Origin of the sequence: Lentzea pudingi (genome assembly GCF_014646255.1) — a bacterium.
GTDB classification, from domain to species: domain Bacteria; phylum Actinomycetota; class Actinomycetes; order Mycobacteriales; family Pseudonocardiaceae; genus Lentzea; species Lentzea pudingi.
This window is the reverse complement of sequence record NZ_BMNC01000036.1, coordinates 1-22,456: the sequence shown is the minus strand read 5'-3', so window position 1 is coordinate 22,456 and position 22,456 is coordinate 1. Positions and strand designations below refer to the sequence as shown.

The following is a 22,456-nucleotide window of genomic DNA, read 5'->3' as shown; positions in this document are numbered from 1 at the left end:
CACGAACACTTCGGCCTCAACAACGAAGTCACCCTCTAAACGTACGACTGGGCACCGAGAACAGTCGAACGCTCCGCGCGACATTCGATTGTCGCGCTGACCTTCGACGACAGGCGTGTACATGATCATCTGGTGGCGCCGAGCCCGCTCGGGTCACACCCTCCTCTGTGCCCCAACGTGTGCAGCCCGCCGGTCGCAAGAGTTGGCGACCGGCGGTTGAGGGGGCTTTCACTCCTTCATCGAAGTCCACATCCCCCTTGGCCGCTGAGCAGCGTGGTCCAGGTGCATAACTCGCCATCGTTCGCCATGTTGGTGAAACCGTCTTCTCTTCGACAGTTGCCCAAGCGCCGGGTAGCAGGTTCCTCGCGTTGTGGCGGTCGGCAGGCTGATAGTCATCTCCACGCCGACGTCACACCGATCGGTGCCCCGCTATAACTTGATCTTTTGAAAGCGTTCAACGGTGTCGCGCCGTGTAGAGAGTGGGATCGGACGAGACCGATCGTCTCCCAGAGGCTCTTCCATTCGGTTGAACTGGTGGCCAGCTTTCTCCCGAATCACCGTGGTGATCCGGCGGCTCCGCGGCCTGGTTGATTTTGGAGAAATGTGCTATTCCCCGCGCGACCACGGCGCCCGAACGGGTGCGTGGCCGACTGGCCTTGCCGGACCGGATCTGGTTGAGCACGGCCCGGAACCGCGGGCAGGTCGCGGCTTGCCCGGCGTGAGCTCGGACGCCAACAGCAGTCCGACCGCTCGGTGGATCCTACTACTCAGCCCGCCTTGGACCGGTCGCGCCCTGCCGCCTTCGCCCGTGCTCTGTGACGGCGCCGGAGGGCGTGTTGCGGGGGCAGGAAAAAAGCACTTTCTTCCTCGGTCAGTGACTGTTCCAGCGCGTCGAGGGGTTTCTCCGACGATCGCAGTCCGGCCGAGTCGTGGCGAGCCCGCTCGATCGTAATAGTCCGAACCGAACAGTTTCAATCCAGCCTGACTGCGGCGATCAAGGCGTCCATCGGTGCTTGGAACATCCCGGACTTGACCTAGGGCGTTGAATCGAGAATGGATGGTGGACGTGGGGCCTTTACCGTTCACGGACGCCAACCCGAGCCGATGCGGAACCGCCGCAGAATCCCGTTGAACTGGCCTCACACCTCCACTTGCCGGCGTAGAGGCCTGCCGTGCCGATTGGGCCCCGGCCGTGCGGATGCATTGCGGCTAATCTATATCACGGATGCTTTGAAATGAGCTCCGAAACTTGGGCTGATTGAGACAGTGTCTCGTGTGGATTTTGGCGATTTCTTTATAGCAAGGTAAATGTTGCTGCTGCCAGGGTGGGCAAGGCGCTATGGTGGCGGCCGATTCATTTGTAGCGGATACCGAGACGGTGCAGGTGTCGTGCCAGAAGCGCGAGCGGTAGGCGGGGCCGTTGTCGGACAGGACTCGTTCAACGACGACTCCGCTTTCATCGAACCAAGTGGTCGCGCGGCGAGCACGCCGGCTGCGGGGTGGCTTCGTTCGTCGGAGTGGATTTCGGCGTAGGCGATGCGGGAGTGGTCGTCGATGACGGTGTGCAGGAACGCTTCTCCTGTGCAGGGTTTGCGGTCTAAGCCGCGAGGCGGGCCCGGCATGGCGCGTTTGTTGCGGTCGGCTTTGCCTGCCGACGAAGCGGTGCCCACCGCCGTCGGGGATGTTGCCGAACTTGTCGACGGCGACATGGACCAGCGAGCCGGGATGGGGGTGTTCGTAGCGTCGGACGGTTCGCCGGTGACGCGGTCGACGCGAGACAGGCGGTTGATCCGACAGCGAATCAGCACGGCTTGAACGGTCGAAACCGCGATGCCCGGGAAGCGACACCGAAGTTGGTGGTGCTGTGGTTAAACGACCGCAGCACCATCAACTTCTTCCAGTAATTGATCACCGCGAGGAAGCGGCCTGCATCGTCAGGCGTCGGTGCACTTCTTCCAGGCGAAGTGGTACTTGGTGCTGATGCTGCCGTCCGTGGAGTCCATGGTCACGAAGCTCGTCGTCGACGGGTCCGATGTGCCAGCGTTCACCCGCAGCTCGGTGTTGATGTTGATGTTCCGCTCTTCGCCACACGGGGCGTAGACGAGCTGGGTGACATCGACGTGGTCCGTGGATTGCCAGTTGTCGCTCAACGGGCCCCTGAGCGCGCGGGTGGTCGCCGGCGTCTGTGACATCCCCTGGAAGTAGTAGCTGGCCCTTTCCATCGCGGTGGCACCCGGTTCGAGGTGGGCGAAACCGCGGTAGTCGGCCTGCGCAATGGCGTAGGTGAAGCCCTGCGGGACGTGGATGATCAGGTTCAGCTGGCAGTTCTTGCGGAAGTCCGTGGGCTTGGCCCCGACGCCGACCTGAGCCAGGTAGTCACTGTAGGTGACAGTGAACGCCTTGTTGTCGGGCGACAAGGCGACTGCGGTAGTTCCGATCGGGCAGCCCGAGCCGTTGACCGTCACCAGGTCGATGACGATTTCGTTCTGCGGGGGATCAGTGAAGTGAGGGCCGCCGGTGGGCGCCAAGGCGGCCAGTGCCATTGCGGAAGCGGCTACGAAGCTCAGCATCTGCTACCTTCAGGGTCGTGTTGTGGCCGTGATGTGGAAGAACGCCACAGCAGATTTGTAGGGTTTGACTGCCGTGCCGGGGACATTGGCGCGGCTCGCACGCGGCGACCGGATCCCTGCAGAGGTGCGGTCGCCGCGCGGCGCTCGGATGAAGGACGTCAGAAACACGTCTTCCAGGCGAAACGGTATTTCGTCTTGATGCTCTGGTCCGCTGAGTCCATTGCCATGAAGCTCGTCGTGCCGGCGGAAGATCCAGCGTTGACCCTCAGTTCGGTGTTGACGTTGAGGATGCGCTCCTCGCCGCAAGGTGCGAAAACCAACTCCGCGACTTCCTTGAGATCAGTCGTCTGCCAGTTGTCGCTGAACGGACCGCCGAACGAGTGGCGCAGTCGATCCGTCTCCGAATTTCCCTGGAAGTAGTATCCGGCCAGCTGCGTTCCGGTGGCTCCGGGCGCGAGATGGGCGAAACCTCGGTAGTCGACCTGAGCGATCGCGAATGTGAAACCGTGAGGCACCCTCACCCGAAGACCCATTTGGCAGTTCTTGCGGAAATCAGTCGGACGGACGTTGCCGCCGGCAGCCGCGAGGTAGTCGCTGTAGGTGACAGTGAAAGCGGTGCTGTCGCTGGAAACTGCAACGGCAGCCGTTCCTTGGGAACAGCCTGAGCCGTTGACTGTCACTACTTGTACTGTGATGTGATCTGCTGGCGGTACGTTTTCGATGGACGGAGCTGCGGCCGTCGCCAAGGCAACGGCCGCAGCTGAAATTAGAGCGAGCATAGCTACTCTCCTGTAGCACAGCAGGGGCGCGGTGAAATTTCGCGGCGTCGCCTGCTGGCTGCCGTGCAAGGCCAGGGAGCGACGATGCTCAATTCTTACCGCGGTGACGCCGATGTGTCATTCCTGCAATCGGGGTAGATTCGCCAAATGTTCGACTGGAGTCGTGGAGCAGTCGAACAGCCCAGCGGCAGCTTCGAGGGCAAATTGAGTCCAATTGGATCAGTCCTGTCACGCTTTTCGGCCTGACCCTCGTGCGCCATCAGGCCGCTTCCATCAAATTTATTCGACTTGGACGAATTTGACGGGGTTTGCGAGATTGACTATTTCGTGCAGCTGAGCTGATGTAGTTGGCGAGCGAGGCGTGCGGCCCTGTCGTCGGCTGACTGGGGAAGCAGCTGTGGCCTACGGGGGGTGGCGGTGGTTCCGGGGCGTGAGCGCCTCAGCGTGCGGGGGAGTTTCGGGTCGTCGGTTCGATCGCGGACGTTTGTTGTCGTGGCGGCAGCTGAATTCGAATTTTGAAGCTGGAGGATTGTTGAGCAAGTACGTGGCTGAGGGTGCGGGGGACGCTCTTCCTTGCCTTCATCGCTGCCGCCATGAGCGGTTCTGGGAGCGTGTTCACTCCTCTGTTCGTGGGGCGGAGTGCTAGCAGCTCCGATCTATGCGGGTAATCACTTTTCAGGCGCCCACTTCAATCCTGCGATCACACTTGCGGTGTGGATCTGCGGCAAGCTCGACGGAGCTTCCGCTGCATTATACTTTGGTGTCCAGGTTATCGCTGGGATATTCGGTGCTACGGTGGCAAGGCTCTTCGTGAATGCTCCGAGTCGGTGTCGCCGACTGTTGCCGAGGATAGTGCTTTGGTCTTGGTGGTCGAGTTGTTCTTCACGTTCGTGCTGGTCTGTGTTGCGCTCGCCGTGAGTACGAGTCGATCCCATCCGGGCAACGGCTTCTACGGACATGTCGTTGGACTTTCCTTGGCCGGCTGCGTGTTCGCGGCAGGAGGAGGCGCGTCTGGGGCGGCGTTCAATCCGGCCGCCGTGGGTATGTCGATGATCGGGGAACTTTCGTGGCTTGCGGTGTGGGTCCATCTCGTCGGGAACCTGCTCGGTGCTGTGCTGGCAGCCGGTCTCTTCCTGGCGTTTGACCTCGATGACGGTGGACCTGACCGGGTCGCCCGAACGAGAGGCGCCGCGTAACGCGGAGGAGAGCGTTGGCAGGCGCCCTATCTCGGTCGGGCGTTTTCGAACTCCCTGCTGTTGGGCGGAACCACAGCGATCGGAGGCCGAACCGGCTGAATTTGGTGCTCTTCAGCAAGCGCTCGGCCCAGTTCAGCACGAGCTCTGCGGCCATTCATGAATCGGGCGGCCGAGGTGTACCGCGTCCTCGGCGGCCGTCGAGAACAATCACGGAGATGCGACGTTTCGCGCCGCTGAACAGCTCGACTATCAGTGCCACTCTGGAGGAAGACCAGACTTCGTCGCCATCGAGCGACTGATCCTTGCGGCGGAGGCAGCGAACGTCAGTTGACCGAGATGATCAGGGAGCTGGCCTTGGTCGTCGTCGCGTCGGTGCCGACGGATGAGATCACCTTTCGGGCGACCACTTCGGCAAGGTTTCGGCGGCGCGGCAGGAGGCCCGATCGAGCGGGCCGATCTCCAGGTCGACCAGCACGGCACCGCAGCCGAACTCGCGCTCACAGTCTCCTCCGACTGGCAGGTCACTGCGGCACCTAGCGGCACGGATGGTGATCCACCACGGCAGGCATGGCACTACGGCAGGGGCAGTGAGCGGGCCCGCTTCAAATCGTTGTGCCCTACAGCACGACCAACCCTGTTCGTCGTGCTGTAGGGCAACGCTCGGTGCCGCCCCGACGCCGATCTTCTTTCTGCACCTGGTTGTCGAGCGCTGAGCGATGTGCTGGGCCGGGTGGAATCGGGCGAGCTCGCCGGGGAGTACGCAATGACGGCGCCACCGAAGACCACCCATGGCATCGAGCCTTTGCTTGAATGGCTGGCGGCCGTGCGCCGGACAAGGTTTCTGCGGCAGGAGGCGTCCGAAACCGCGCATCCGGTTCAGCGACGGCTCGATGCGAACAGTCCTCGAGGACTGGGAGGTCTTCTCGTCCGACCGCAGCGTGATCATGGCCGGCGGGGACCGCTTGGCGAACGACGAACCTCTTCATGATGGACCCGCCGGAGTACCGGACATTGCGCGGCGTGGTTGGCCGGGCGTTCACTCGGCGAGCCGCAGCGGCTCTGCAGTTGCGGCTCGCCGAGATCGCAGAATCGCCGCTGGCAGGCGTGCCGGGTGACGAGTCCGACCTCATCGTGCACCTCGCGCATCCGCTCCCGGTCGTCCGTCTGTTCCGCCCCGAGAGGATCATTTGAGCCTCTTCGTCGCGTGGTTTCCGTGGAAGTTGAGCGCTGCGGACGCTTTATTCCCGGGTAGCCGGGCATTGGCTTTGTTCGGCAGGCGGTAGCCGGTCAGTGAGCCTGGTGGCGCCACGTTGAAGGGCTGACGCCGCAGGCTCGTTTGAACGCCGCACTGAAGGCGAAGGCGTCCATGTAGCCGGCTGTATGAGCCACCGCCGCGATTGTCTCATCGGTGTCCCGCAACAGATCCGCCGCCAGTGTCATGCGCCAGGCGGTCAGGTAGGTGATCGGGGGCTCGCCGACCAGAGCGGTGAACCGGGCGGCGAACGCGGCGCGGGACAAGCCGACCTTGGTGGCCAGTTCGGCGACCGTCCACCGGCGCGCGGGCTCGGCGTGCAGCAGGCGTAGCGCTTCGCCGATGGCTGCATCGCCGAGCGCCCTACACCAGGCAGGCATGGTCGCTGACTCGGCGCACCAGGCCCGCAAGGCCAGCACCAGCACCAGATCCAGCAACCGGTTGAGCACGGCGTCCTGACCGGGTTCGTCGCGGGACATCTCAGCGGCGAGCAGATCCAGCGCCGCCCCAGTCCGCGGCCCAGCTGGTACCACCGCAGGCGGCGGCAGCAGCGCAAGCAGCCGATCGCCGACTACGCTGTGAAGTTCGAAGGCGGCCCGAAGCATGACCGTCGCCCCAGGCAGGCCGTCGCCGTACGTGCGCGGCGCCAGATTCCAGTGGTCTGCGGCCAGCTTTCCGCCGGGGAGGTACTTGCGGCCGCCGCAGATCGTGACCTGGTGCCCAGTGCTCGGATCGTCGGAGATCGTGTACTGGCCGGTCCCGGTGACCAGCGCGATGTCCCCGGCGGCGAGGCGCACCGGCGCGACCTCGGAGTCGTCGAGCCGGATCGACGCGTGGCCGCCGAGCGTGGTCATCACAGTCAGAGGGGAACGTCGGCGTAGGTGACCGACCACGGCGGACGCTGGATCAGCTGCCGGACCAGTGCGGTCCTGGCGCGGGCGCGGTGCAGCAGATCGGTCAGCACGTCCATGCCGGCCACGGTAGACGTCCACACATCAGTCTTCGACGATCACCCATGGATCGTCTGTCCGCGCTGGGGTTTGCTCATGACATGAACAACATGTCCAAATCTATTGCAGTGTTCGGAGCCGGTCCTGGTGTCGGCCGGGCGATCGCCCGGCGGTATGGCAAAGCGGGGTATGAAGTCGTCCTGGTCGCCCGTCGCCAAGGACCGCTGGATCAGTTCGCCGCGGAGCTGGCTGAACAAGGAATCACTGCGCACGTGGTGACGGCCGACCTGTCTGAGACCGACCTCGTGCCCGCACTCGCCGAGCGGATTCGCGGGAAGGTCGGTGACCCCACCGCTTTCTACTACGGCCCCGCCACAGACCTGAAGTTCATCGATGCCGTCGATCTGCGCGCCGAGCAGCTGAGCGAGCTGATGCCGATGACGCTCTACACCTTGCTCGCGATGGTCAGGGAATTCCTCCCCGCCATGATCGAGCGAGGCGACGGAGCGATCCTCAGCGCCCAAGGAGTCGCCGCTGTACAGGGCCTCCCGCGAATGACCGGCTGGCCGCCCAGCGCAACTACCTCCAGTCCCTCGCGGCCGAGGTTGCCGACCAGGGAGTGCACGTCGGCATGCTGTACATTGGCGCACGCATTACAGGAACCCCCTTCGATGCGCGATTCCAGGAAGCACAGGCCGCAAGGCAGCCAATGCCCGACATGCCTGCCGTCGACCCGGTCGAGCTGGCCGAATTGTTTTGGACAATGCACACTGACCGGCGACCGCAGGAACTTGTTGTCCCGGAGGGACTTCTCGGTTACTGACCAATCAGCATCGAAAGGCGGACCAGAACGGGCCACTGCGGCGGGCTCACCTGCCAGGGTTTCTGCAGCAGCTGAGCAAGTGCTCACTCGATGCTCTTTGCAACTCGGATTGAAGGAAACTACTCGAGTCCGACGGTCAGGCGGCCGGCAAAGGCGATCTCGAAGGCATTCAGCCCGGGTTTCCAGCGTATGGTCCAGCGTTTGCGGCCGGTGCAGGTCGGGTCCAGGCTGGTGAGTGTCAGCCTGCGACATGGTTCGCACGAATCGGTGGCGTGCGTGATCCGCAGTCAGTTCGGGTGTGCCGTGGTTCCAGGGGCGGTGAGTGTGATGATCTCGTCCGCGAGAGCGTTCACGGTATCGGCGTACACGATCGAGGGGTCGAGCTGCGCCCATTGCAGCCGGCCGAGGATCTCCAGGCTCATCAGTCCGTGCAGTTGTGCCCACCACCGAGCCAGCAGGGCGCTCACTGAGTCCGGTATTGCGCCGAAGCCCTCGCCTGTCGGTAGGTGGCCGGGACCGCCGAGAGCGGAGTCCAGAGCGACGAACTGCGCGGGTGTCCAGCTCTCGAAGCAAGCCTTGGCCAATTCGAGGCCGGGTAGCAAGCCGACCGCGGGCTTGTCGGTCGGCGCCTGGTAATCGGGGATGATGTCGCTGTAGATGAGGCGGTAGACGTGTGGCTCGGTCACCGCCCACCGGCGGTATGCGAGTGCGGCGCCACGCAGCCGCTCGCGCCGGTTCGTCCCTCCGGAATCGCGACCTCGGGCGATCGCCGACGCGGCGGCGTGCAGGCCGTCGTTGATCAGCGCGGTGACCAGGGCGTCTCGATTGTCGAAGTAGTGGTAGAGCGCTTGGGCGGACAGCCCCATCTCCCTGGCCACGGCGCGTAGAGCGAGCCCGGAGCTTCCAGTGCCGGCGTAAAGCCGCAGTGCCGTCGCCTTGATCTCATCGACTGCTTCGGCGTGGCGACGGTCGCGGAAACGCGGAACGGGAGCTGACACGACTCTCAGGTTAACACCACACGTTTTCCTTGACACCGTTCGACACTGACGCCAGTCTGGTTGACAGCGTCAAGGAGAATTCATGGTGTTCATCGGAGCGCAAGTCCGTGGTTGGTACGAATGGCATCGGCCGATGGCTGTGTTCGCCGCGACCATGGCGGTGCTCATCGTGGTCGCGACGGTCGGCGTGCTCGTAAACGACCGCTACCTGGCGGGAGCGCCGGTTGCTCAAGCCGTTGAAATTCGGGATCTCGTTCCTGGTCTACGCGGTGTCGCTGGGTTGGGTGCTGGGCCGGATGCACGGTGAACGGCCACGTCGCTGGGTGATGGGCGTCGGCACGGTGCTTGCCGTGTCGTCGTTCATCGAACTCATGTTGATCACTGTGCAGGCTGCGCGCGGGCAGGAGAGTCACTTCTCAGCGCGGGCAACGCAGTTCGACTCCTGGGTCGGGCGAGGCATGGCGATGATCGTCGTCGTCCTCTGGGCCACCTCACTGGTCATTGCCATCGTCGCGCTGCGCAGCCGTTTCGGCGACCGTGCGCTCGCTGCGGCTGTGCGTTGGGGACTGCTTTTGACCGTGTTCGGTGCGGCCCTGGGCGCACTGATGATCATTCCGACCGAACAACAGCAGAGCGCGGTGGCCGATGGTGTCAGCACTCTGCTGGGCGCTCACAGCGTCGGTGCCACACACGGCGGACCCGGCCTGCCACTGACCGGATGGAGCACCGAGGGCGGAGATCTGCGGATCCCGCACTTCATCGGCATCCACGCCCTTCAGGCGCTGCTGCTGCTCGGTGTCGCTCTGAACAGCATGCGTCTTCGCCTGCCCGAGGACGCCGTGGTGCGACTGGTGAGGGTCGGCGGCGGCTACCTGGGACTGGTGCTCATCGCACTGACCCAGGCACTGCGCGCCCAGCCGCTCCTCGCTCCGGACCTGTGGATCCTCACGAGCGTTGCCGCGCTAATCGGCGGCGTCGCGGCCGGTGTCGTGCAGATCTTCCGCGCCGCACGAAAGACGCGACACCAGCCCGTCCCCCTGCCTCCACCTGAGCGGAATCGGTGGTGTTCACCGCCGTACTCTTGTAGGCCCGGCCAGCCGCCAACTCAGCAAGCTTCGCGTCCAGTCGCCCGCCGGCGAGTTGGAATCCGTGCAGCATCCGGCGAGTGCATGTCTCTTTCGGGCCGCTGGTGGACATCCAGTACTCCGCCATCTGCGCCCGGCGCAGGTCCGCCGCCCCACCGGTGAATCCTCAGGCGGCCAGCGCGTGGGTCAGATATCAGGGCGGCCTCTGAATTGTGGCCATGACAAGGCTGTTGTTCTGGCAACAAGGGTGGTTGGAGTTATCTACCGTGAGGCTCGGGCCGAGTGCCGCACTACTTCTACCTACAACCAGCTCGGTGTCGATCGGCCCAAGCCCGGTGAAGAGTTCGTTTTTGGCGACCCCATCACTTGAGGCGAAGAGCAGGCTCCACCAGCCCGGTACGACGCCACGGTTTGCAGGAGTGGAACCGGCGGCTGCCAAATGAGCCCGGCGGGCGTGCGAGTTGCCCGTTCGAAGCGCTACCTAGCCATGGCAGGGACTTCGACCGCGCGTATCCCAATGTGGCACGATTTCGAGGTACCTGGATACTCGAGGATCGCATTAGCCAGTTCGATGCTGGATGCACCAGCGACGACGGCCGGGCAGTTCGACCTACATGCGTGATCAGAACGCCCCCATCATTCGCGTTGATGTAACAGTCACCGTCGCCGGCTGTCGACGGGAAGCTGGTTGGGTGCAAGGTCGGGGATGTCGTCGGCGTCAGAAGCAACCCCGCGTACGACGATCGTCGTGGCGGGGGAGACAGGAGGATCACCAATGGGTAACCTCGGACCCACCGAGCTGATCATCATCGCTGTGGTGATCATTCTGCTGTTCGGTGCGAAGAAGCTTCCCGACATGGCCCGGTCGCTCGGCAAGTCGGCGAAGATCTTCAAGGCTGAGACCAAGGGCCTGCGCGACCAGGACGCGGACGACGCGCCGGTGCAGCAGCAGCCCGTGCAGCAGCCGGTCCAGCAGCTCCCCCCGGCCCAGCCGCAGCCGATCCAGCAGCCCCAGGTCGCGCCGCCCATCGAGCAGACCACCCAGAACAAGGCCGCCAACAACTGACCTCGCGGTCTCCTGACTTGTAAGGACGGTCAACGCGGTGGCAGGTCCGTTCCGGTGGGTCGCTGAACGCCGGGAACGCGGCAAGCGCCGTCGGGGCAACGCCGACGGCACGATGTCGCTCAAAGAGCACCTCTACGAGCTGAGGTACCGGCTCGGTCTGGCGATGCTGTTCATCGCCGTCGGCGCGATCTTCGGCTTCATCTGGTTCGAGGTGCGCCTCGGTCCGATCCCGTCGCTGGGCGACATCCTGACGGGCCCGTACTGCCAGCCGGATCTGGCGCAGTACCGGGCGAACATCACCAACGACGGCACCTGCGCGCTGCTGCAGACCGAGCCGTTCGAGATCTTCATGGTGCGGCTGCAGGTCGGCGCGGCGGCGGGTGCGGTGCTGCTCAGCCCGGCGTGGTTGTTCCAGATCTGGGCGTTCATCACGCCTGGCCTCTACCAGAAGGAACGCAGCTTCGCCCGCGTGTTCGTCGCCGCCGGCGCGCTGCTGTTCGTCGCCGGCGCGGTGCTCGCGTACCTGGTGGTGCCCGAGGGCCTCAAGGTCCTGCTCGGCTTCGGTGGCGACAACTGGGTCACGGCGCTCACCGGTAGCAAGTACATCAACTTCGTCATCACGATGCTGTTCATCTTCGGCGTCAGCTTCCTGATCCCGCTGGTCGTCGTGATGCTGAACCGCGCGGGCGTGCTGTCCTACGAGCGGCTGGCGAAGTGGCGGCGCGGCCTGATGATGGGTCTGTTCGTGTTCGCCGCGATCGCGACGCCGGGCACCGACCCGATCTCGATGGTCGTGCTCGCCCTCGCTCTGGTGCTGCTGTTCGAGATGGCGACCCAGATCGCCCGCGTCCACGACAGGCGCAAGGCCAAGCTCCGCGCGGCCGAGGGCCTGGACGCGCTGGACGACGACGAGGCCGCGCCGTTCGACTACGTGGCCTCCGACGCCGACGGCAACGACCCCGGTGAGAAGGTCATCGCTTCGGATCCCCCGAAGCGCGTGAACTACGACGACGCCACGTAACGTCGGCAGTGGCGCAGCATGTCGGCCCACAGCTCGGGCGATTCGCGCTGGTCGGCGGCGAGCGCGTTCGACCTATGATCCGGTCGAGGTGAAGCGCATGCGCAGCATGATCAACTAGAGAGCCGTGCAGTCTCCAACCCAGACGGTCTACCTAACATTGCCGAATCCTGGGCATGGACTCACTGACGGCGAACAGGCGTCATGAACGTCATCAGTGCTCGGACCCCAAGGCGGGTGACATCCTGAGGCCGACGTAGCCTGGCCCAACGGAGAGGTGCCTCCTGATTGACGCCTCCCGCAGTGACCGGGGCTGATGGTATCCGGTGCCACCGGTGCCGATAGGCGGCCGCGTGCGCAAAAGCTAGCCTTGAACTTGGAGATCATGTCGGCAAGCTACCGTGAGCAATCCGGAGGACTGGTTCTAGGGCAAGAAGGCTTCCGGTGGACGATCACGGTCCTCACCCGCCGCGTGCGAGATGCCGAAAATCGGTGAGTTTCACCGATTCATAAAATCCACGAAGACATTAGCTGCCTCGACATCAAGGTGCACGATACTGGTCTTGTGTCCGCTGTCGGCGTCGAAGCAATCCACGATTCAATGGGCGACTTCTTGGAAGGCGGTAAGTGTGTTCGGCCAGGAACATCTCTGCGCGGGCAGGGAAGGCCTTCCATGGCTAGTCGAAAGAGACTGGCTTTATCGGTCGTGTCGTGGATGGCGATTGCGTCGGGATATTGAAGACTTACGGAGATCTGGCCCTCACGGCAGGAGCGTCGGAGGCCGTGCCCCCAAATTCTGGTTCGGTCAGGGTCCGCTGTGTTGCGGTCCTCTGCCAGCGAGGCGTGAAAATGGATCTGGCCCATATTTCGTGATGGTATGACCTCGCGTCATCATGCTCGGAGCAGGAGGAACTTGCGTAGGAGGTCGAAGTTGGCGCGACTGCACAGGTTTCCTCGTGATCTTCGCGTTGCCCTCCATGGCACCGGCCCTGTGCGGGAGAGTCAGGCCGTTCAGGGCTGCGGCGTAGTCATGCTTGAGTCCTCTGACGAAGCGCTGCAGGTGGGGGTAGATCGTCGGCGTCGACCTGGGCCATCCAGGCGATCGCCGTGGCGGCCGGTGAGCATCTCGGCGAACGCGCTGACGCGGGCCGCGGTGGTAGCCAGGTGGGGCAGGATGCCAGGACCTGCTTGAGCTTCGTCTGTTCCTCGTCGTCGAGGTCGTCTGGGTGACGCAGCAGCCAGGAGGCGATGTGGCGTACTTTGGTGAAGTAGAAGACCAGCCTGGTCGGCGACGCCCGTGTTCACTGCTCCTGCTGCCAATACTGATCAATTACCCGATCGACCAGCTCAACCCGAAAAGCCCTGGTAGGCGCGCCGATAGCGGTCTGATCGATCAAGGCGCGACAGGCGACATCGGAAAGTCGGCGGCGCAGCAGCCGCAGAGCCTCGGTGCGGGTCTTGCCCGAAGCTATGTGCTTGTCCACATAGGACTTTCCGGGGGCGAGCAGCTGACAGTTTGACCTGCCCACCGGAAGGGTTCCAGTCGTAGTGGCTAACTGGCGGCGGTGATGGTGTCGTGGTCAGAGCGTAGTTCGTACTCGAGTGGGGTGAGGTAGCCGAGGGCGGAGTGACGGCGGCGGCGGTTGTGGAAGATTTCGATGTAGTCGAAGATCGCGTGGCCAGCTCGACGCGGGTTTTCCATCGTTGACGGTTCAGTAGCTCGATCTGCATCGATGACCAGAGGGATTCGATCATCGCGTTGTCGAGGCCGTCGCATACAGTTCCGAATGATGGCAGCAGACCGGCTGAGCGGATCTTGTCGCCGAAGACCCAGGAGGTGAACTGCTTGAGTTCAACCTGTCGTTGCAACACCGGGTTGTTGGAGCGAGCGTAGCTGTTGCTCGAAGACCTCGGCTGGAGTCTTCCAGTTAAGGCTCTTTCGGGGCCGGTTGTTGAGCGCAAGAGCGACGGCTTCGAGGTCCTCGGGGGACCAGCGAGAGAGGTCGGTGCCCTTCGGGAAGTACTGGCGCAGCAGCCCGTTGGTGTTCTCGTTCGTCGGCCTCTGCCAGGGCGAGTGGGGGTCGGCGAAGAACACTTTCGTGCCCGTCTCGAGCGCGAACTGGGCATGTGCGGAGAGTTCTTTGCCGCGGTCCCATGTGAGTGTCTTGCGGAGCTGTTCGGGGAAGCTCGGTCATCGTCGCGATGAGCGCGGCGTTCATCGCTACGGCGCCGTAGCCGCCCAACGCGGGACCGTTCTTGACGGGCGGGTTCTCACCCCAACCCTCCAGCCGGGGCAGATGCACCAGCAGTGTCGAGCGGCTCTTGCGTTCGACGATCGTGCCGATCGCCGAACGGCCGGTGCCCATGATCAGGTCGCCTTCCCAGTGCCCCGGAACGGCACGGTCAGCGGCTTCGGCGGGCCGCTCGGAGAACACGACGTCGGCACTGACATGCCCTTGTGGACGGTTCTGCGCTCGAGCTCGTGGCTGTCGCAGAGCGCGGCCTGTTCGCAGGCAGGTGACGAGCTCGCGCTTGAGCGCGCCACGGCCCTGGATGAACAGCGACTGGTAGATCGCCTCGTGGCTGATGCGCATGGACTCATCATCGGGGAAGTCGAGCTTCAGCCGGTGCGAAATCTGCTCCGGACTCCACGCGGTCGCCCACCGGCGATCCTGCCGATGAGGCTTGTTCAGCCCCTTCCACGCCGGCGGTTCTGGCCCGACGACGACGGTGCCATTCGGTCGGCGGACGTTGCCGGCGAGGCGCTCCTGGACGTACTCACGCAACCGGTTCTCGGTCGCGAGCTTCGCCGTCTTCGGACGCTTCGCTGCCTGCTGAGCCTTCCACTGTGCCACCAGCGCCCGGTACTCCTGCTTACCGCCTCGGGTAGCGGCGTTGCGGCGCAACTCGCGGGAGATCGTCCCGGGGTCGCGCCCGATCGCACGCGCGATCTCACGCACGCCGACCTGCTGTGCGCGCAGTAGCGCTATCTCCTCACGCTCCTCAAAGGACAGATATCGGCCAGTGGGCGCGGCAAGCGAGATCGGTGGCATGCCGCCAGCGTGGCGAAACCAGCGGATCCCGACCGGCACGGACACGCCCACCGCCACCGCAGCCTCCGCCGACGTGATACCCGTCGCGATCAGGCGCCAGAACTGCCGCTGCACCGCCCGCGAAGGCTCAGGCCGTCCAGGCGAGCGCATCGATGGCCGCAGCGCCCGATCCGCGCGCCACTGCCGACGCGCACCCTCCGGCGCATCGCTGATCTTCTTGCTCCAGTCCGCCGTTGCCATCGTCAACCACCTCCGACATCAGAGGGTGTTGCGACGATCAGTTGAATCCGCCCTCTGCAACTGCACCCGCTGACACCCTGCTGCGATCGAACCAGCGACGACGAGCTGCGCCGCACGCCGCGCTGCCGCGGGCCTCATCTGCAACGACCATTGGCTTCTCGCCCGCTCGATCGCCGGATGATTCGAACGGAAGGGAGCAGGCACTGCGTCAATTTGCAGGGGCAGCCGGGCCGGGTGTCCAGTGCCTTGGCGCACAACATCCGCTGCGGCAACTCGGTTCGTCAGGTGTACGTCCCGTACCTGCTCGACGAACCTCTTGTTGGCACAGGCGGTGTACGTCCTGCTTGCCGCGAGCACCGCCCCTTGACGAGTGCCACGCCGGAGACGCTCGGTGCGCAGCAGCGCGGAAAAGAACAGAACGCTGCCCTTGGCGGCAACCGGGTTCATCACGGAAACCGTGTCAGATCTGGTTTTCATACGTGACTAACGTATCTGAAACTCGTTGATATCACCTCCTTTATCTGTTAGTGCTCAGGCGGATCTTTACGGTCGTTCGACTGGGTGTCGTGCAGACATGGGCAACAACGAAAGAGTGAGATGATTACCGCGACATTCGCGAAGCTGCTTGACTTGAGCAGCATATTGATGATGAAGAGCGGCGCATCAGCAACCACCAGCACCCCGGCCCGTCAGCATCGACAGTCGTCCATGCCCAGCCGTAGACGCTTTCGCCCTTGGCTCCAGCAGACAAGTGCTGCCACGCCACTGCTCGATCGCCTCGAGCAGGCCCAGGTTAGCACCGTAAACCTCATCGCCGATCACCCATCGAGCCTTCACCCCCGCCACCCAGCGCCCGGCCGATCGTCCGGGATGTCAGCTGCGGCTTGGTGGCAAACTTGGTCTTGTCCGGAACCCAGGCCTCCGCGCACCGCCCAGGATCACCGGGTCCACGACTTCGGCAGGTACAGCTCCCGGTCGATCAGCGCCTGCCCAGCGCCTGCGGCGTAGCCGAGGAACACCGCGACCTGAGCCGGCTGGAGTTCCTCACTGAACTGATCCAAGCGCCATCATCGATGCCAAGATCGTCGGGGTTCTGGCTTGCTAACCGGGATGTGCCTGCCTGGGCGTTCGAGACAAGTCGCATCGGGTTCGCGGAAACCGAAACGCTGATAGAGGCCGTGAGCATCGGCGGTGTGCAGTATCCACCGAAATTCGACGCCTGGGCCCTCATCGACCATAGTGCGGATCAGCGCTTTGCCGATGCCCGAGCCGCGGGCATCGGCAAGGACGAACACATCGGCGAGGTACGCCAGCGCGACCCCATCGGAGACCGCGCGCGAGAAACCAACCATGGCACCGGTGTCCATGCGGTAAGCACCGACCACACGCCAGGAGTTCGCGAGCTGGAGTTCGACCTGGGTGCGGTTACGCCAGCGGCCCCAATAGGCCTCGGTGGACATGAACGCCCACACGACGTCCGCATCGATGCGGGTCGGGTCGTCGTCTAACTCGTAGTCCACGCCGTGATTGTGTCGCGTTCCTGCAAGCAGCGCCAGCGATTTGCAGGTTAGACCTAAAGGCAATGCCGGTGACTTAAGGGTTGGTTTGGTAGGTTGAGTATTCAGGAGGTGCCTGGATGCCGCGGCCTGGACAGGTCAAGCCCGATACGGACGCCCGGTTGTCGGATCGGATCGCGATCGGCCTGTTGACCAGGTCGTTTCCGCCGGAGTTGGTGGATCGGGTGATCGCGGAGACCGGTCGGGAGGGGCAGCGTGATCGGTTGCTGCCGCCGCGGGTGGTGGTCTACTTCGTGCTGGCGATGTGTCTGTTCTCGGGGCAGGGCTACGAAGAGGTCGCGCGGTTGCTGACCGAGGGGTTGTCGTGGGCGGCGCGGTGGTCCAAGCCGTGGCGGGTGCCGACCACCGCGGCGATCTCCCGCGCCCGGGTCAAGCTGGGCGCGGTGCCGTTGAAGGCGTTGTTCGAGCAGGTCGCGAAGCCGTTGGCGGGGCCGGCGACACGGGGGTCGTGGTATCGGACCTGGCGGGTGCTGGCGGTCGACGGCACGACCTTCGATGTGCCGGACACGCCAGAGAACGCCGGGCGGTTCGGGCGTCCGGGCAGCGCCCGTTCCGCGGCCAGCGGTGGCCGCGCGGCTTTTCCGCAGGTGCGGGTGGTGGCCGTGGCCGAGTGCGGCACCCACGCCATCGTCGCGGCCACGCTGGGCCCGATCACCAAAGCCGAGGCGACCCTGGCCCGGGAGTTGTTCCCCGGGCTGGGCGAGGGCGAGTTGCTGATCGCCGACCGGGGGTTCACGGGGCTGCCGTTGTGGCGGGCGGCATCGGCGAACGGGACGGATCTGTTGTGGCGGGTGCGTGCCAGCGTCGTGCTGCCGGTGCGCCGTGAGTTGCCCGACGGGTCGTACCTGTCGGAAATCGTGGCCAGCGGCGACCACCACCGGCGCGCCGATCCGGTGACGGTGCGGGTGGTCGAGTACACACTGGACGATCCCGCCCGCCCCGAACACGACGCGCCCTACCGGCTGATCACCACGATCCTCGACCACAGCAAGGCCCCGGCACGCGAACTTGCGGCGTTGTACTGCCAACGCTGGGAGATCGAGACCGCGCTGGACGAACTCAAGACCCACCAACGCGGTCCTGGACCACACGATCGTCCAGGCGCCGCCGACCTCCGCACTGGTGGCGTTGCGGCGCGTCCGGCAGCAGCGGCTGTGCCAGCAGCCACAACGGCTCCGGGCACCACTTCTCCACATCGTTCATCGTCGATCAACGATATCGCCTACCCCGCAACACACCCAAACGAGATGCGGTCTAAGCAGAAGCGGTTTGACGAGAGCCACGATGGCCCGCCATGCGCCGCCGGCCCGACCGTTCCGTCGCGAGCGCCCAGGCATGCCATCACACCCCGTTGGGCGTCCTCAGTGTCCGCGCGATGATTTCCTTCATGATCTCTGTGGTGCCGGCGTAGATCCGGGAGACGCGGAGGTCGGTGAAGGCACGGGCGATGGGGTATTCCTCCATAAAACCGTAGCCGCCGAAAAGTTGAAGACACTTGTCGACGACGACGCCGGCGCGTTCCGAGGCCCAGTACTTCACCATCGCCGCGGTCGGGATGTCGAGCTCGCCCTTGACGTGCAACTCGATGCACTCGTCGACGAAGGACCGGGCCACACGGGCTTCGGTGGCGATCTCAGCGAGCTCGAACTTGGTGTTCTGGAACCCGAAGATCGGGCGGCCGAACGCGGTGCGCGAGTGGACGTAGTCGAGAGTGAGGTCAAGGCAGGCCTCCATGGCGGCGACACAGCTGACGCCGACGATGAGCCGCTCCTGCGGCAACTGCGACATCAGCTGGATGAAGCCCTGGCCTTCTTCGGAGCCGAGCAGATTGGCGGCCGGGACGCGTATGTCCTCGAAGAACAGTTCGCAGGTGTCCTGGCCCTTCATACCGATCTTGTCCAGCGCGCGGCCTCGGCGGAAGCCCTCCGTGTCGGTGGGGATGATCACCAGCGAGATGCCAGCCGCGGCCTCCGTCGGGTTGGTCTTGACGGCGACGAGGACCATGTCGGCCTGAACGCCATTGGTGATGAACGTCTTCGCGCCGTTGACGACGTACTCCTCGCCCTCTCGGATGGCCTGGGTACGAATGCCCTGAAGATCGGAACCGGTGCCAGGCTCGGTCATGGCGATCGCGCCCACGACCTCGCCACCGGCCATCTTCGGCAGCCACTCGTGCTTCTGTGCTTCGGTGCCATAGGCCAGCAGGTAGTGGGCCACGATGCCGCTGTGCAGCGCTGCCCCCCATGAGCTGTCACCCACGTAGGCCTGTTCTTCCATGATCACGGTCTCGTGCGCGAACGTGCCGCCGCCTCCGCCATACTCCTCGGGGATCGAGATGCAGAGCAGTCCGAGTTCGCCTGCCTTATTCCACAGTTCTCGGTCGACCTGCTTATTCTTGATGAACGACTCGATGTTCGGCTCGATCTCCTTCTTGCTGAAGGTACGGGCGAGGTCGCGCAGATCGTCGAGCTCCTGGTTCATCCAGGGCGAGCGGCGGGCGGGCATCGGCAGATCTCCTCGGAGCGTCGGCTGGTACAGGCTGTACCCGGGCTGACGGTACAGCCTGTACCGCCATTGGTGCAATCTGTACCGCCTGGCGTCGCGAGCCGATATCGTGGAGCCATGGTGGATGCCGCGAAATGGCTTTACGAAGAACCCGGCCTGTCGGCTGGGGGCACGGGGGACAGCGAGCGCAGGATTCGCGTGATCGCCTCAGCCACACAGGCCATCGACGAGAGTGGACCGGCGGTGAGCATGGGACGCGTGGCGGAACTTGCCGGAATTCCTCGCCCGCACATCTATCGCTATGTCGCGAACAAGGAAACTCTGGACATCGAGGTCGCCCGCCTGGCGTCAGCCGACCTCATGCAGCGGGTCCGCCCATATTTCACGCGATCTGGCACCTCGGCCGAAATCCTTCAGGGGGTGTTGACACCCATCATCGACTGGGCCGCCGAACATCCGAGTCTGTACCGGTTCATCGCGGCGCAGAAGCAGACGAGAGCCCTTCACCAGATCCGCTTGGGCAGAACGCGGTTTCTCGATGAGATCATCGCCGCGGCGAGCGCGTTCCTACGGCCGGCCCGACTCGTCGACGATGCCCCGGAAGGTGTGGTCGCGAGCGTCATCGGCATGGCCGACGCCGGAATCATCTGGTGGATCGACCACAGAGACGAAACCCAGCACGAGATCGTCGACCGGCTAGCCCGTCAAATCCACGTCGTCTTCAAGGACGCGATCATGCACCTCGGCCTCGACTTCCCCGACGACATGGTGTTCAACCCCGAAGTGTGAGCCGAGGGCGCCTTGGCGTAGTCCGATGTGGCGAGGCCGGCAGCGTGACTGGCCTGACGAACCAGGCTCGCGGTCGCCTCGTCGCTCGCATGAGCGAAGGACAAAACGGTTCGTCGGCACCGTCCGACGCGAGCTCACCGACCGGCTGCTGATCGCCAACGAGCATCACCTCAAGTCAGTGCTGAACCGCTATGTGTCCGCTACAACCACCGTTGACCACATGGGTCTGCTGCACGAGTAGATGACAGTTGTAGTCACGCAGCCTGACTGGCTGGCGAGGTCATGATTGCTTCGTATTCGATGGGGGTCAACCTGCTGAGGGCGGCTTGGCGCCTGCGGCGATGGTAGGTGCGTGTGACTGACACCGATACTTGGCCATTGTCAACGTTATCTGGCCAGACCGCGCGCAACCGTGTCATGGTGCGGGTCTCGATGTCAGCTGAGACTATCAGTATTTGTTGCTTTTACTGGAGCTGTCGATGTCGATGGCGAGTTGGTCAGCGTAGGTATTGGGGCGTTCACGGAGGGGGATGTAGTGGCCGGTGGGCTGTTCGGCACAGATAAGTGACCATCGGGAGTGGATTTCTCGCAGCATAAGTCCGCGTGGTCGTGGGGCGTGGAGGTCCGGTCGGATCGCTGGGGCGAAGTTGTGCTCGCCGCTGGTGATGGACCCAGACCCAGACCCAGGCGGAGGCGAGGATGCGTTTGCTTTCTCTCCAGTCGATATAAGAACTGTCGGGCCATCTGCCGGCTCTGACGCGCGGTTCCCGGCGAAGGCCGCAGGTCAAACAGTCCCATTCATGCGGGGAGATCGACCAGTTGGTGAGTGCGGCTCGTCGTGCGCCGTAGTCGGTCAGGTTGGGGGGTGTTGTTCAGTTGGTCGGCGAGGGTGTCGATCGCTGTATGGAAGGCGCGTCGGGCACGAGCTGAGAGCTGGCGGTGGACGACCATGAGCGCGTTGTCGGTGGCGTGGCGGGGAACTCCGAGCTGTTGGGCGGCGAGCGCGGGGTGGCCGCCGAGGCAGAGTTGGGCGAGGCGGGTTGCCGCGGCCCGGCGTAGTAGCCGGGGTTTGACGGTGATGGCGAAGCGCGCGAAGTGTTCGGTGTGCCATTCGGGCAGCAGGTGTTGGGGGATGTGGTGGATGCCGAACCGGACCGGTTGTGGCGGCGGAGATAGGGGTGGCGTCGTGGGCTGGACACCAGGCGTTGGAGGATGTGCGGGACTGCGAGCTCGAGGCCGAGGGCGGTGTGCAGGCCGGGTGAGCAGTACCCGTCGCCGACAAGGAATTGCCGGGTTCACTGTGGCATGCCGACGGGCGCGGTGGCGATGAGGGGGTGGAGGAACTCGCGGAGGGTGTCGATGTCACCGACGGTGAGGAGGCGGTCGGCCAACGCCAGCAGCGCCGAGCAGGTCGCCGCGTCGAGCTGGGGTGTGCCGTAGAAGAACAGTTCCCGGACGGTGCGTCCGGAGCGGCGGATCCTGCGGATCTGGCTGCGGGTGCGATGAAGGTGGTCCTGCAGGAGTCGTGCGTGGGTGGGTTGCTCGATGAGGGGACGAGCGGCGGGCCACGACGCGGTGATCAAGCAGGACAGGATTCGTAGGTCGACGAAGTAGCGTTGCGGGCTGGTGCGCTGCCCGACGCTGCTGATCGCTGCGGAGCCGTCGGTATCGAGCAGATCCAGGGACAGGGGTTAGAGCTGGACCAGATCGCGCTGCTAACCGGCGGTGAGGACGGTGTCGGGTGCGGTTGTTTGGTCCAGCCGTGCTGCGCAGAGGCGATGGCGGTGGTGGATGCCGGGACCGGGCATCAGGATGCGGCACTGGGCGGGGTTTAGGCCGTCGTGTCCAGGAACGGCAGGATCTGCTTGGACTGACCCTGGACGCGGTGATGGGGCGGTTGCTCGCAGCCGGGACAGGTGTGCTGGAGTAGCCGACGGTGGGTGGGGCAGGCGAAGACGACCGGCAGCCGCCAGAGCAGGTCCCAGGCGCCGCCGTGTTGTTGCGGGATGGTGCTGCCGACACCGGCCAGGCACTCAGGGCAAAACCGGCTGGCGCGGGAGAACACCCAGTTCTCCTTGACGAAGATTCCGTGGATCAACCGTTGCCGACCGGAGAACCCGGGATCCAGCGGTGGATAGCGGGCGGAGAAACTGGCCAGGGTCAGCGCGGTGACTTCAGTGGTGGACAGGCGCGTGGCGCGGGCGAAGGTCTCGACCATCGGGGGTTGGAGTGCGAACATGCGGCTGGCCGGGATGGTCTATGCCCCGGGGTGGTGAGCCCAGTCAGGGCTCCGACGCGGGCTGGCGACAGGTCCAGCCGGTGGGCCAGCCGCAGCAGATAGCCGGGCAGTGATTCCCGCGGCAGCGAATCGAGGCTGCGGGGTAGTGGTCGGGTCGCCATCGCGGTCACGCCCGTGCCGGGCTCGCGGTCGTCGCTGCTGTCCAGGTTGATCTTGATGTCGTCGAGCAGGTCGATGGTCGGTCGTTCCGTGCCGGGTCGAGCGGCCGGTTCTGCCATTCGATCATGCCCTCGATCACCTTGTCGGTGATAGTGGA

General features: G+C 64.4%; 18 protein-coding genes and 5 pseudogenes. 9 read left to right on the top strand and 14 right to left on the bottom strand.

Annotation, left to right across the window (positions count from 1 at the left end):
• Positions 1-1,357: 1,357 nt before the first annotated feature.
• The 3 genes and pseudogenes from IEY88_RS43590 to IEY88_RS43580 all read right to left on the bottom strand — a co-directional run.
• Positions 1,358-1,835: pseudogene (locus tag IEY88_RS43590) on the bottom strand (DDE-type integrase/transposase/recombinase); the annotation flags it as partial.
• Positions 1,836-1,934: 99 nt separating this feature from the next.
• On the bottom strand, positions 1,935-2,543 hold the full coding sequence (locus IEY88_RS43585; protein ID WP_229694351.1) for a DUF4360 domain-containing protein: 609 nt from the start codon (positions 2,541-2,543) through the stop codon (positions 1,935-1,937).
• Positions 2,544-2,728: 185 nt separating this feature from the next.
• Positions 2,729-3,349, bottom strand: coding sequence for a DUF4360 domain-containing protein (locus IEY88_RS43580; protein ID WP_189160766.1), 621 nt, complete (start codon positions 3,347-3,349; stop codon positions 2,729-2,731).
• A 603-nt stretch (positions 3,350-3,952) separates the two neighbouring features.
• On the opposite strand from IEY88_RS43580, the gene IEY88_RS45710 reads away from it, so the two are divergent.
• From IEY88_RS45710 to IEY88_RS43565, 3 genes are all read left to right on the top strand, one after another.
• Positions 3,953-4,267, top strand: a complete 315-nt coding sequence (locus IEY88_RS45710) for an aquaporin (protein WP_373294310.1) — start codon at positions 3,953-3,955, stop codon at positions 4,265-4,267.
• Positions 4,177-4,545 carry an aquaporin gene (locus tag IEY88_RS44910; protein WP_268241302.1) on the top strand — a complete coding sequence of 123 codons (369 nt, stop codon included), beginning with the start codon at positions 4,177-4,179 and terminating at the stop codon, positions 4,543-4,545. Before IEY88_RS45710 ends, IEY88_RS44910 begins: the two co-directional genes overlap by 91 nt.
• Positions 4,546-5,532: 987 nt before the next feature.
• On the top strand, positions 5,533-5,736 hold the full coding sequence (locus tag IEY88_RS43565) for a hypothetical protein (protein WP_189160763.1): 204 nt from the start codon (positions 5,533-5,535) through the stop codon (positions 5,734-5,736).
• A gap of 96 nt (positions 5,737-5,832) precedes the next feature.
• Here the strand turns inward: IEY88_RS43565 and IEY88_RS43560 are convergent.
• A pseudogene (locus IEY88_RS43560) lies at positions 5,833-6,767 on the bottom strand (AraC family transcriptional regulator).
• A gap of 45 nt (positions 6,768-6,812) precedes the next feature.
• Here IEY88_RS43560 and IEY88_RS45705 point away from each other — a divergent pair.
• A pseudogene (locus tag IEY88_RS45705) lies at positions 6,813-7,247 on the top strand (SDR family NAD(P)-dependent oxidoreductase); the annotation flags it as partial.
• A gap of 610 nt (positions 7,248-7,857) precedes the next feature.
• On the opposite strand, the gene IEY88_RS43550 reads toward IEY88_RS45705, so the two are convergent.
• Complete coding sequence (locus tag IEY88_RS43550; protein WP_189160762.1) at positions 7,858-8,568, bottom strand: TetR/AcrR family transcriptional regulator; 711 nt, start codon at positions 8,566-8,568, stop codon at positions 7,858-7,860.
• Positions 8,569-8,792: 224 nt separating this feature from the next.
• On the opposite strand from IEY88_RS43550, the gene IEY88_RS43545 reads away from it, so the two are divergent.
• The 3 genes from IEY88_RS43545 to tatC all read left to right on the top strand — a co-directional run bounded on the left by IEY88_RS43545 (position 8,793) and on the right by tatC (position 11,740).
• On the top strand, positions 8,793-9,815 hold the full coding sequence (locus tag IEY88_RS43545) for a hypothetical protein (RefSeq protein WP_189160761.1): 1,023 nt from the start codon (positions 8,793-8,795) through the stop codon (positions 9,813-9,815).
• A 613-nt stretch (positions 9,816-10,428) separates the two neighbouring features.
• Entirely contained in the window at positions 10,429-10,719 is a 291-nt protein-coding gene (tatA, locus tag IEY88_RS43540; protein WP_189160760.1) for a Sec-independent protein translocase subunit TatA, read from the top strand.
• A 112-nt stretch (positions 10,720-10,831) separates the two neighbouring features.
• Positions 10,832-11,740 carry a twin-arginine translocase subunit TatC gene (tatC, locus tag IEY88_RS43535; protein WP_189160769.1) on the top strand — a complete coding sequence of 303 codons (909 nt, stop codon included), beginning with the start codon at positions 10,832-10,834 and terminating at the stop codon, positions 11,738-11,740.
• Positions 11,741-13,038: 1,298 nt separating this feature from the next.
• On the opposite strand, the gene IEY88_RS43530 is transcribed toward tatC, so the two are convergent.
• The 6 genes and pseudogenes from IEY88_RS43530 to IEY88_RS43510 all read right to left on the bottom strand — a co-directional run bounded on the left by IEY88_RS43530 (position 13,039) and on the right by IEY88_RS43510 (position 16,490).
• On the bottom strand, positions 13,039-13,221 hold the full coding sequence (locus IEY88_RS43530; protein ID WP_189160759.1) for a hypothetical protein: 183 nt from the start codon (positions 13,219-13,221) through the stop codon (positions 13,039-13,041).
• Between the two features lie 68 nt (positions 13,222-13,289).
• Positions 13,290-13,582 (bottom strand): annotated as a pseudogene (locus IEY88_RS43525) (IS3 family transposase); the annotation flags it as partial.
• A gap of 7 nt (positions 13,583-13,589) precedes the next feature.
• A pseudogene (locus IEY88_RS45235) lies at positions 13,590-15,030 on the bottom strand (IS30 family transposase).
• Positions 15,031-15,048: 18 nt separating this feature from the next.
• Complete coding sequence (locus IEY88_RS43515) at positions 15,049-15,477, bottom strand: hypothetical protein (RefSeq protein ID WP_189160758.1); 429 nt, start codon at positions 15,475-15,477, stop codon at positions 15,049-15,051.
• Between the two features lie 491 nt (positions 15,478-15,968).
• On the bottom strand, positions 15,969-16,091 hold the full coding sequence (locus tag IEY88_RS45700; protein ID WP_373294309.1) for a hypothetical protein: 123 nt from the start codon (positions 16,089-16,091) through the stop codon (positions 15,969-15,971).
• A 6-nt stretch (positions 16,092-16,097) separates the two neighbouring features.
• Positions 16,098-16,490, bottom strand: a complete 393-nt coding sequence (locus tag IEY88_RS43510; protein ID WP_189160768.1) for a GNAT family N-acetyltransferase — start codon at positions 16,488-16,490, stop codon at positions 16,098-16,100.
• Between the two features lie 176 nt (positions 16,491-16,666).
• Between IEY88_RS43510 and IEY88_RS43505 the strand changes: the two genes are divergently transcribed.
• Positions 16,667-17,986, top strand: a complete 1,320-nt coding sequence (locus tag IEY88_RS43505) for an IS4 family transposase (protein ID WP_229694344.1) — start codon at positions 16,667-16,669, stop codon at positions 17,984-17,986.
• Here IEY88_RS43505 and IEY88_RS43500 read toward each other — a convergent pair.
• Positions 17,949-19,118, bottom strand: a complete 1,170-nt coding sequence (locus IEY88_RS43500; RefSeq protein WP_229694349.1) for an acyl-CoA dehydrogenase family protein — start codon at positions 19,116-19,118, stop codon at positions 17,949-17,951. The two genes, IEY88_RS43505 and IEY88_RS43500, sit on opposite strands and share 38 nt — an antisense overlap.
• A gap of 111 nt (positions 19,119-19,229) precedes the next feature.
• On the opposite strand from IEY88_RS43500, the gene IEY88_RS43495 reads away from it, so the two are divergent.
• Positions 19,230-19,901 (top strand): TetR/AcrR family transcriptional regulator, encoded by a 672-nt coding sequence (locus IEY88_RS43495; protein WP_189160756.1) that lies wholly within the window; start codon positions 19,230-19,232, stop codon positions 19,899-19,901.
• 1,295 nt (positions 19,902-21,196) lie between these two features.
• On the opposite strand, the gene IEY88_RS43490 is transcribed toward IEY88_RS43495, so the two are convergent.
• Positions 21,197-21,484 (bottom strand): hypothetical protein, encoded by a 288-nt coding sequence (locus tag IEY88_RS43490; protein ID WP_189160755.1) that lies wholly within the window; start codon positions 21,482-21,484, stop codon positions 21,197-21,199.
• Between the two features lie 248 nt (positions 21,485-21,732).
• Positions 21,733-22,119: a TniQ family protein gene (locus IEY88_RS43485; RefSeq protein ID WP_189160754.1), complete on the bottom strand. Its 387-nt coding sequence runs from the start codon at positions 22,117-22,119 to the stop codon at positions 21,733-21,735.
• Positions 22,120-22,456 lie beyond the last annotated feature (337 nt).

Bases quoted from the DNA above. Each gene is read 5' to 3' on its own strand.
- IEY88_RS43585 (WP_229694351.1), bottom strand. From the start codon at position 2,543: ATGGCACTGGCCGCCTTGGCGCCCACCGGCGGCCCTCACTTCACTGAT.
- IEY88_RS43580 (WP_189160766.1), bottom strand. From the start codon at position 3,349: ATGCTCGCTCTAATTTCAGCTGCGGCCGTTGCCTTGGCGACGGCCGCA.
- IEY88_RS43565 (WP_189160763.1), top strand. From the start codon at position 5,533: ATGGACCCGCCGGAGTACCGGACATTGCGCGGCGTGGTTGGCCGGGCG.
- tatA (WP_189160760.1), top strand. From the start codon at position 10,429: ATGGGTAACCTCGGACCCACCGAGCTGATCATCATCGCTGTGGTGATC.
- tatC (WP_189160769.1), top strand. From the start codon at position 10,832: ATGTCGCTCAAAGAGCACCTCTACGAGCTGAGGTACCGGCTCGGTCTG.
- IEY88_RS43515 (WP_189160758.1), bottom strand. From the start codon at position 15,477: ATGAACCCGGTTGCCGCCAAGGGCAGCGTTCTGTTCTTTTCCGCGCTG.
- IEY88_RS43510 (WP_189160768.1), bottom strand. From the start codon at position 16,490: ATGTCCACCGAGGCCTATTGGGGCCGCTGGCGTAACCGCACCCAGGTC.
- IEY88_RS43505 (WP_229694344.1), top strand. From the start codon at position 16,667: ATGCCGCGGCCTGGACAGGTCAAGCCCGATACGGACGCCCGGTTGTCG.
- IEY88_RS43495 (WP_189160756.1), top strand. From the start codon at position 19,230: ATGGTGGATGCCGCGAAATGGCTTTACGAAGAACCCGGCCTGTCGGCT.
- IEY88_RS43485 (WP_189160754.1), bottom strand. From the start codon at position 22,119: ATGGTCGAGACCTTCGCCCGCGCCACGCGCCTGTCCACCACTGAAGTC.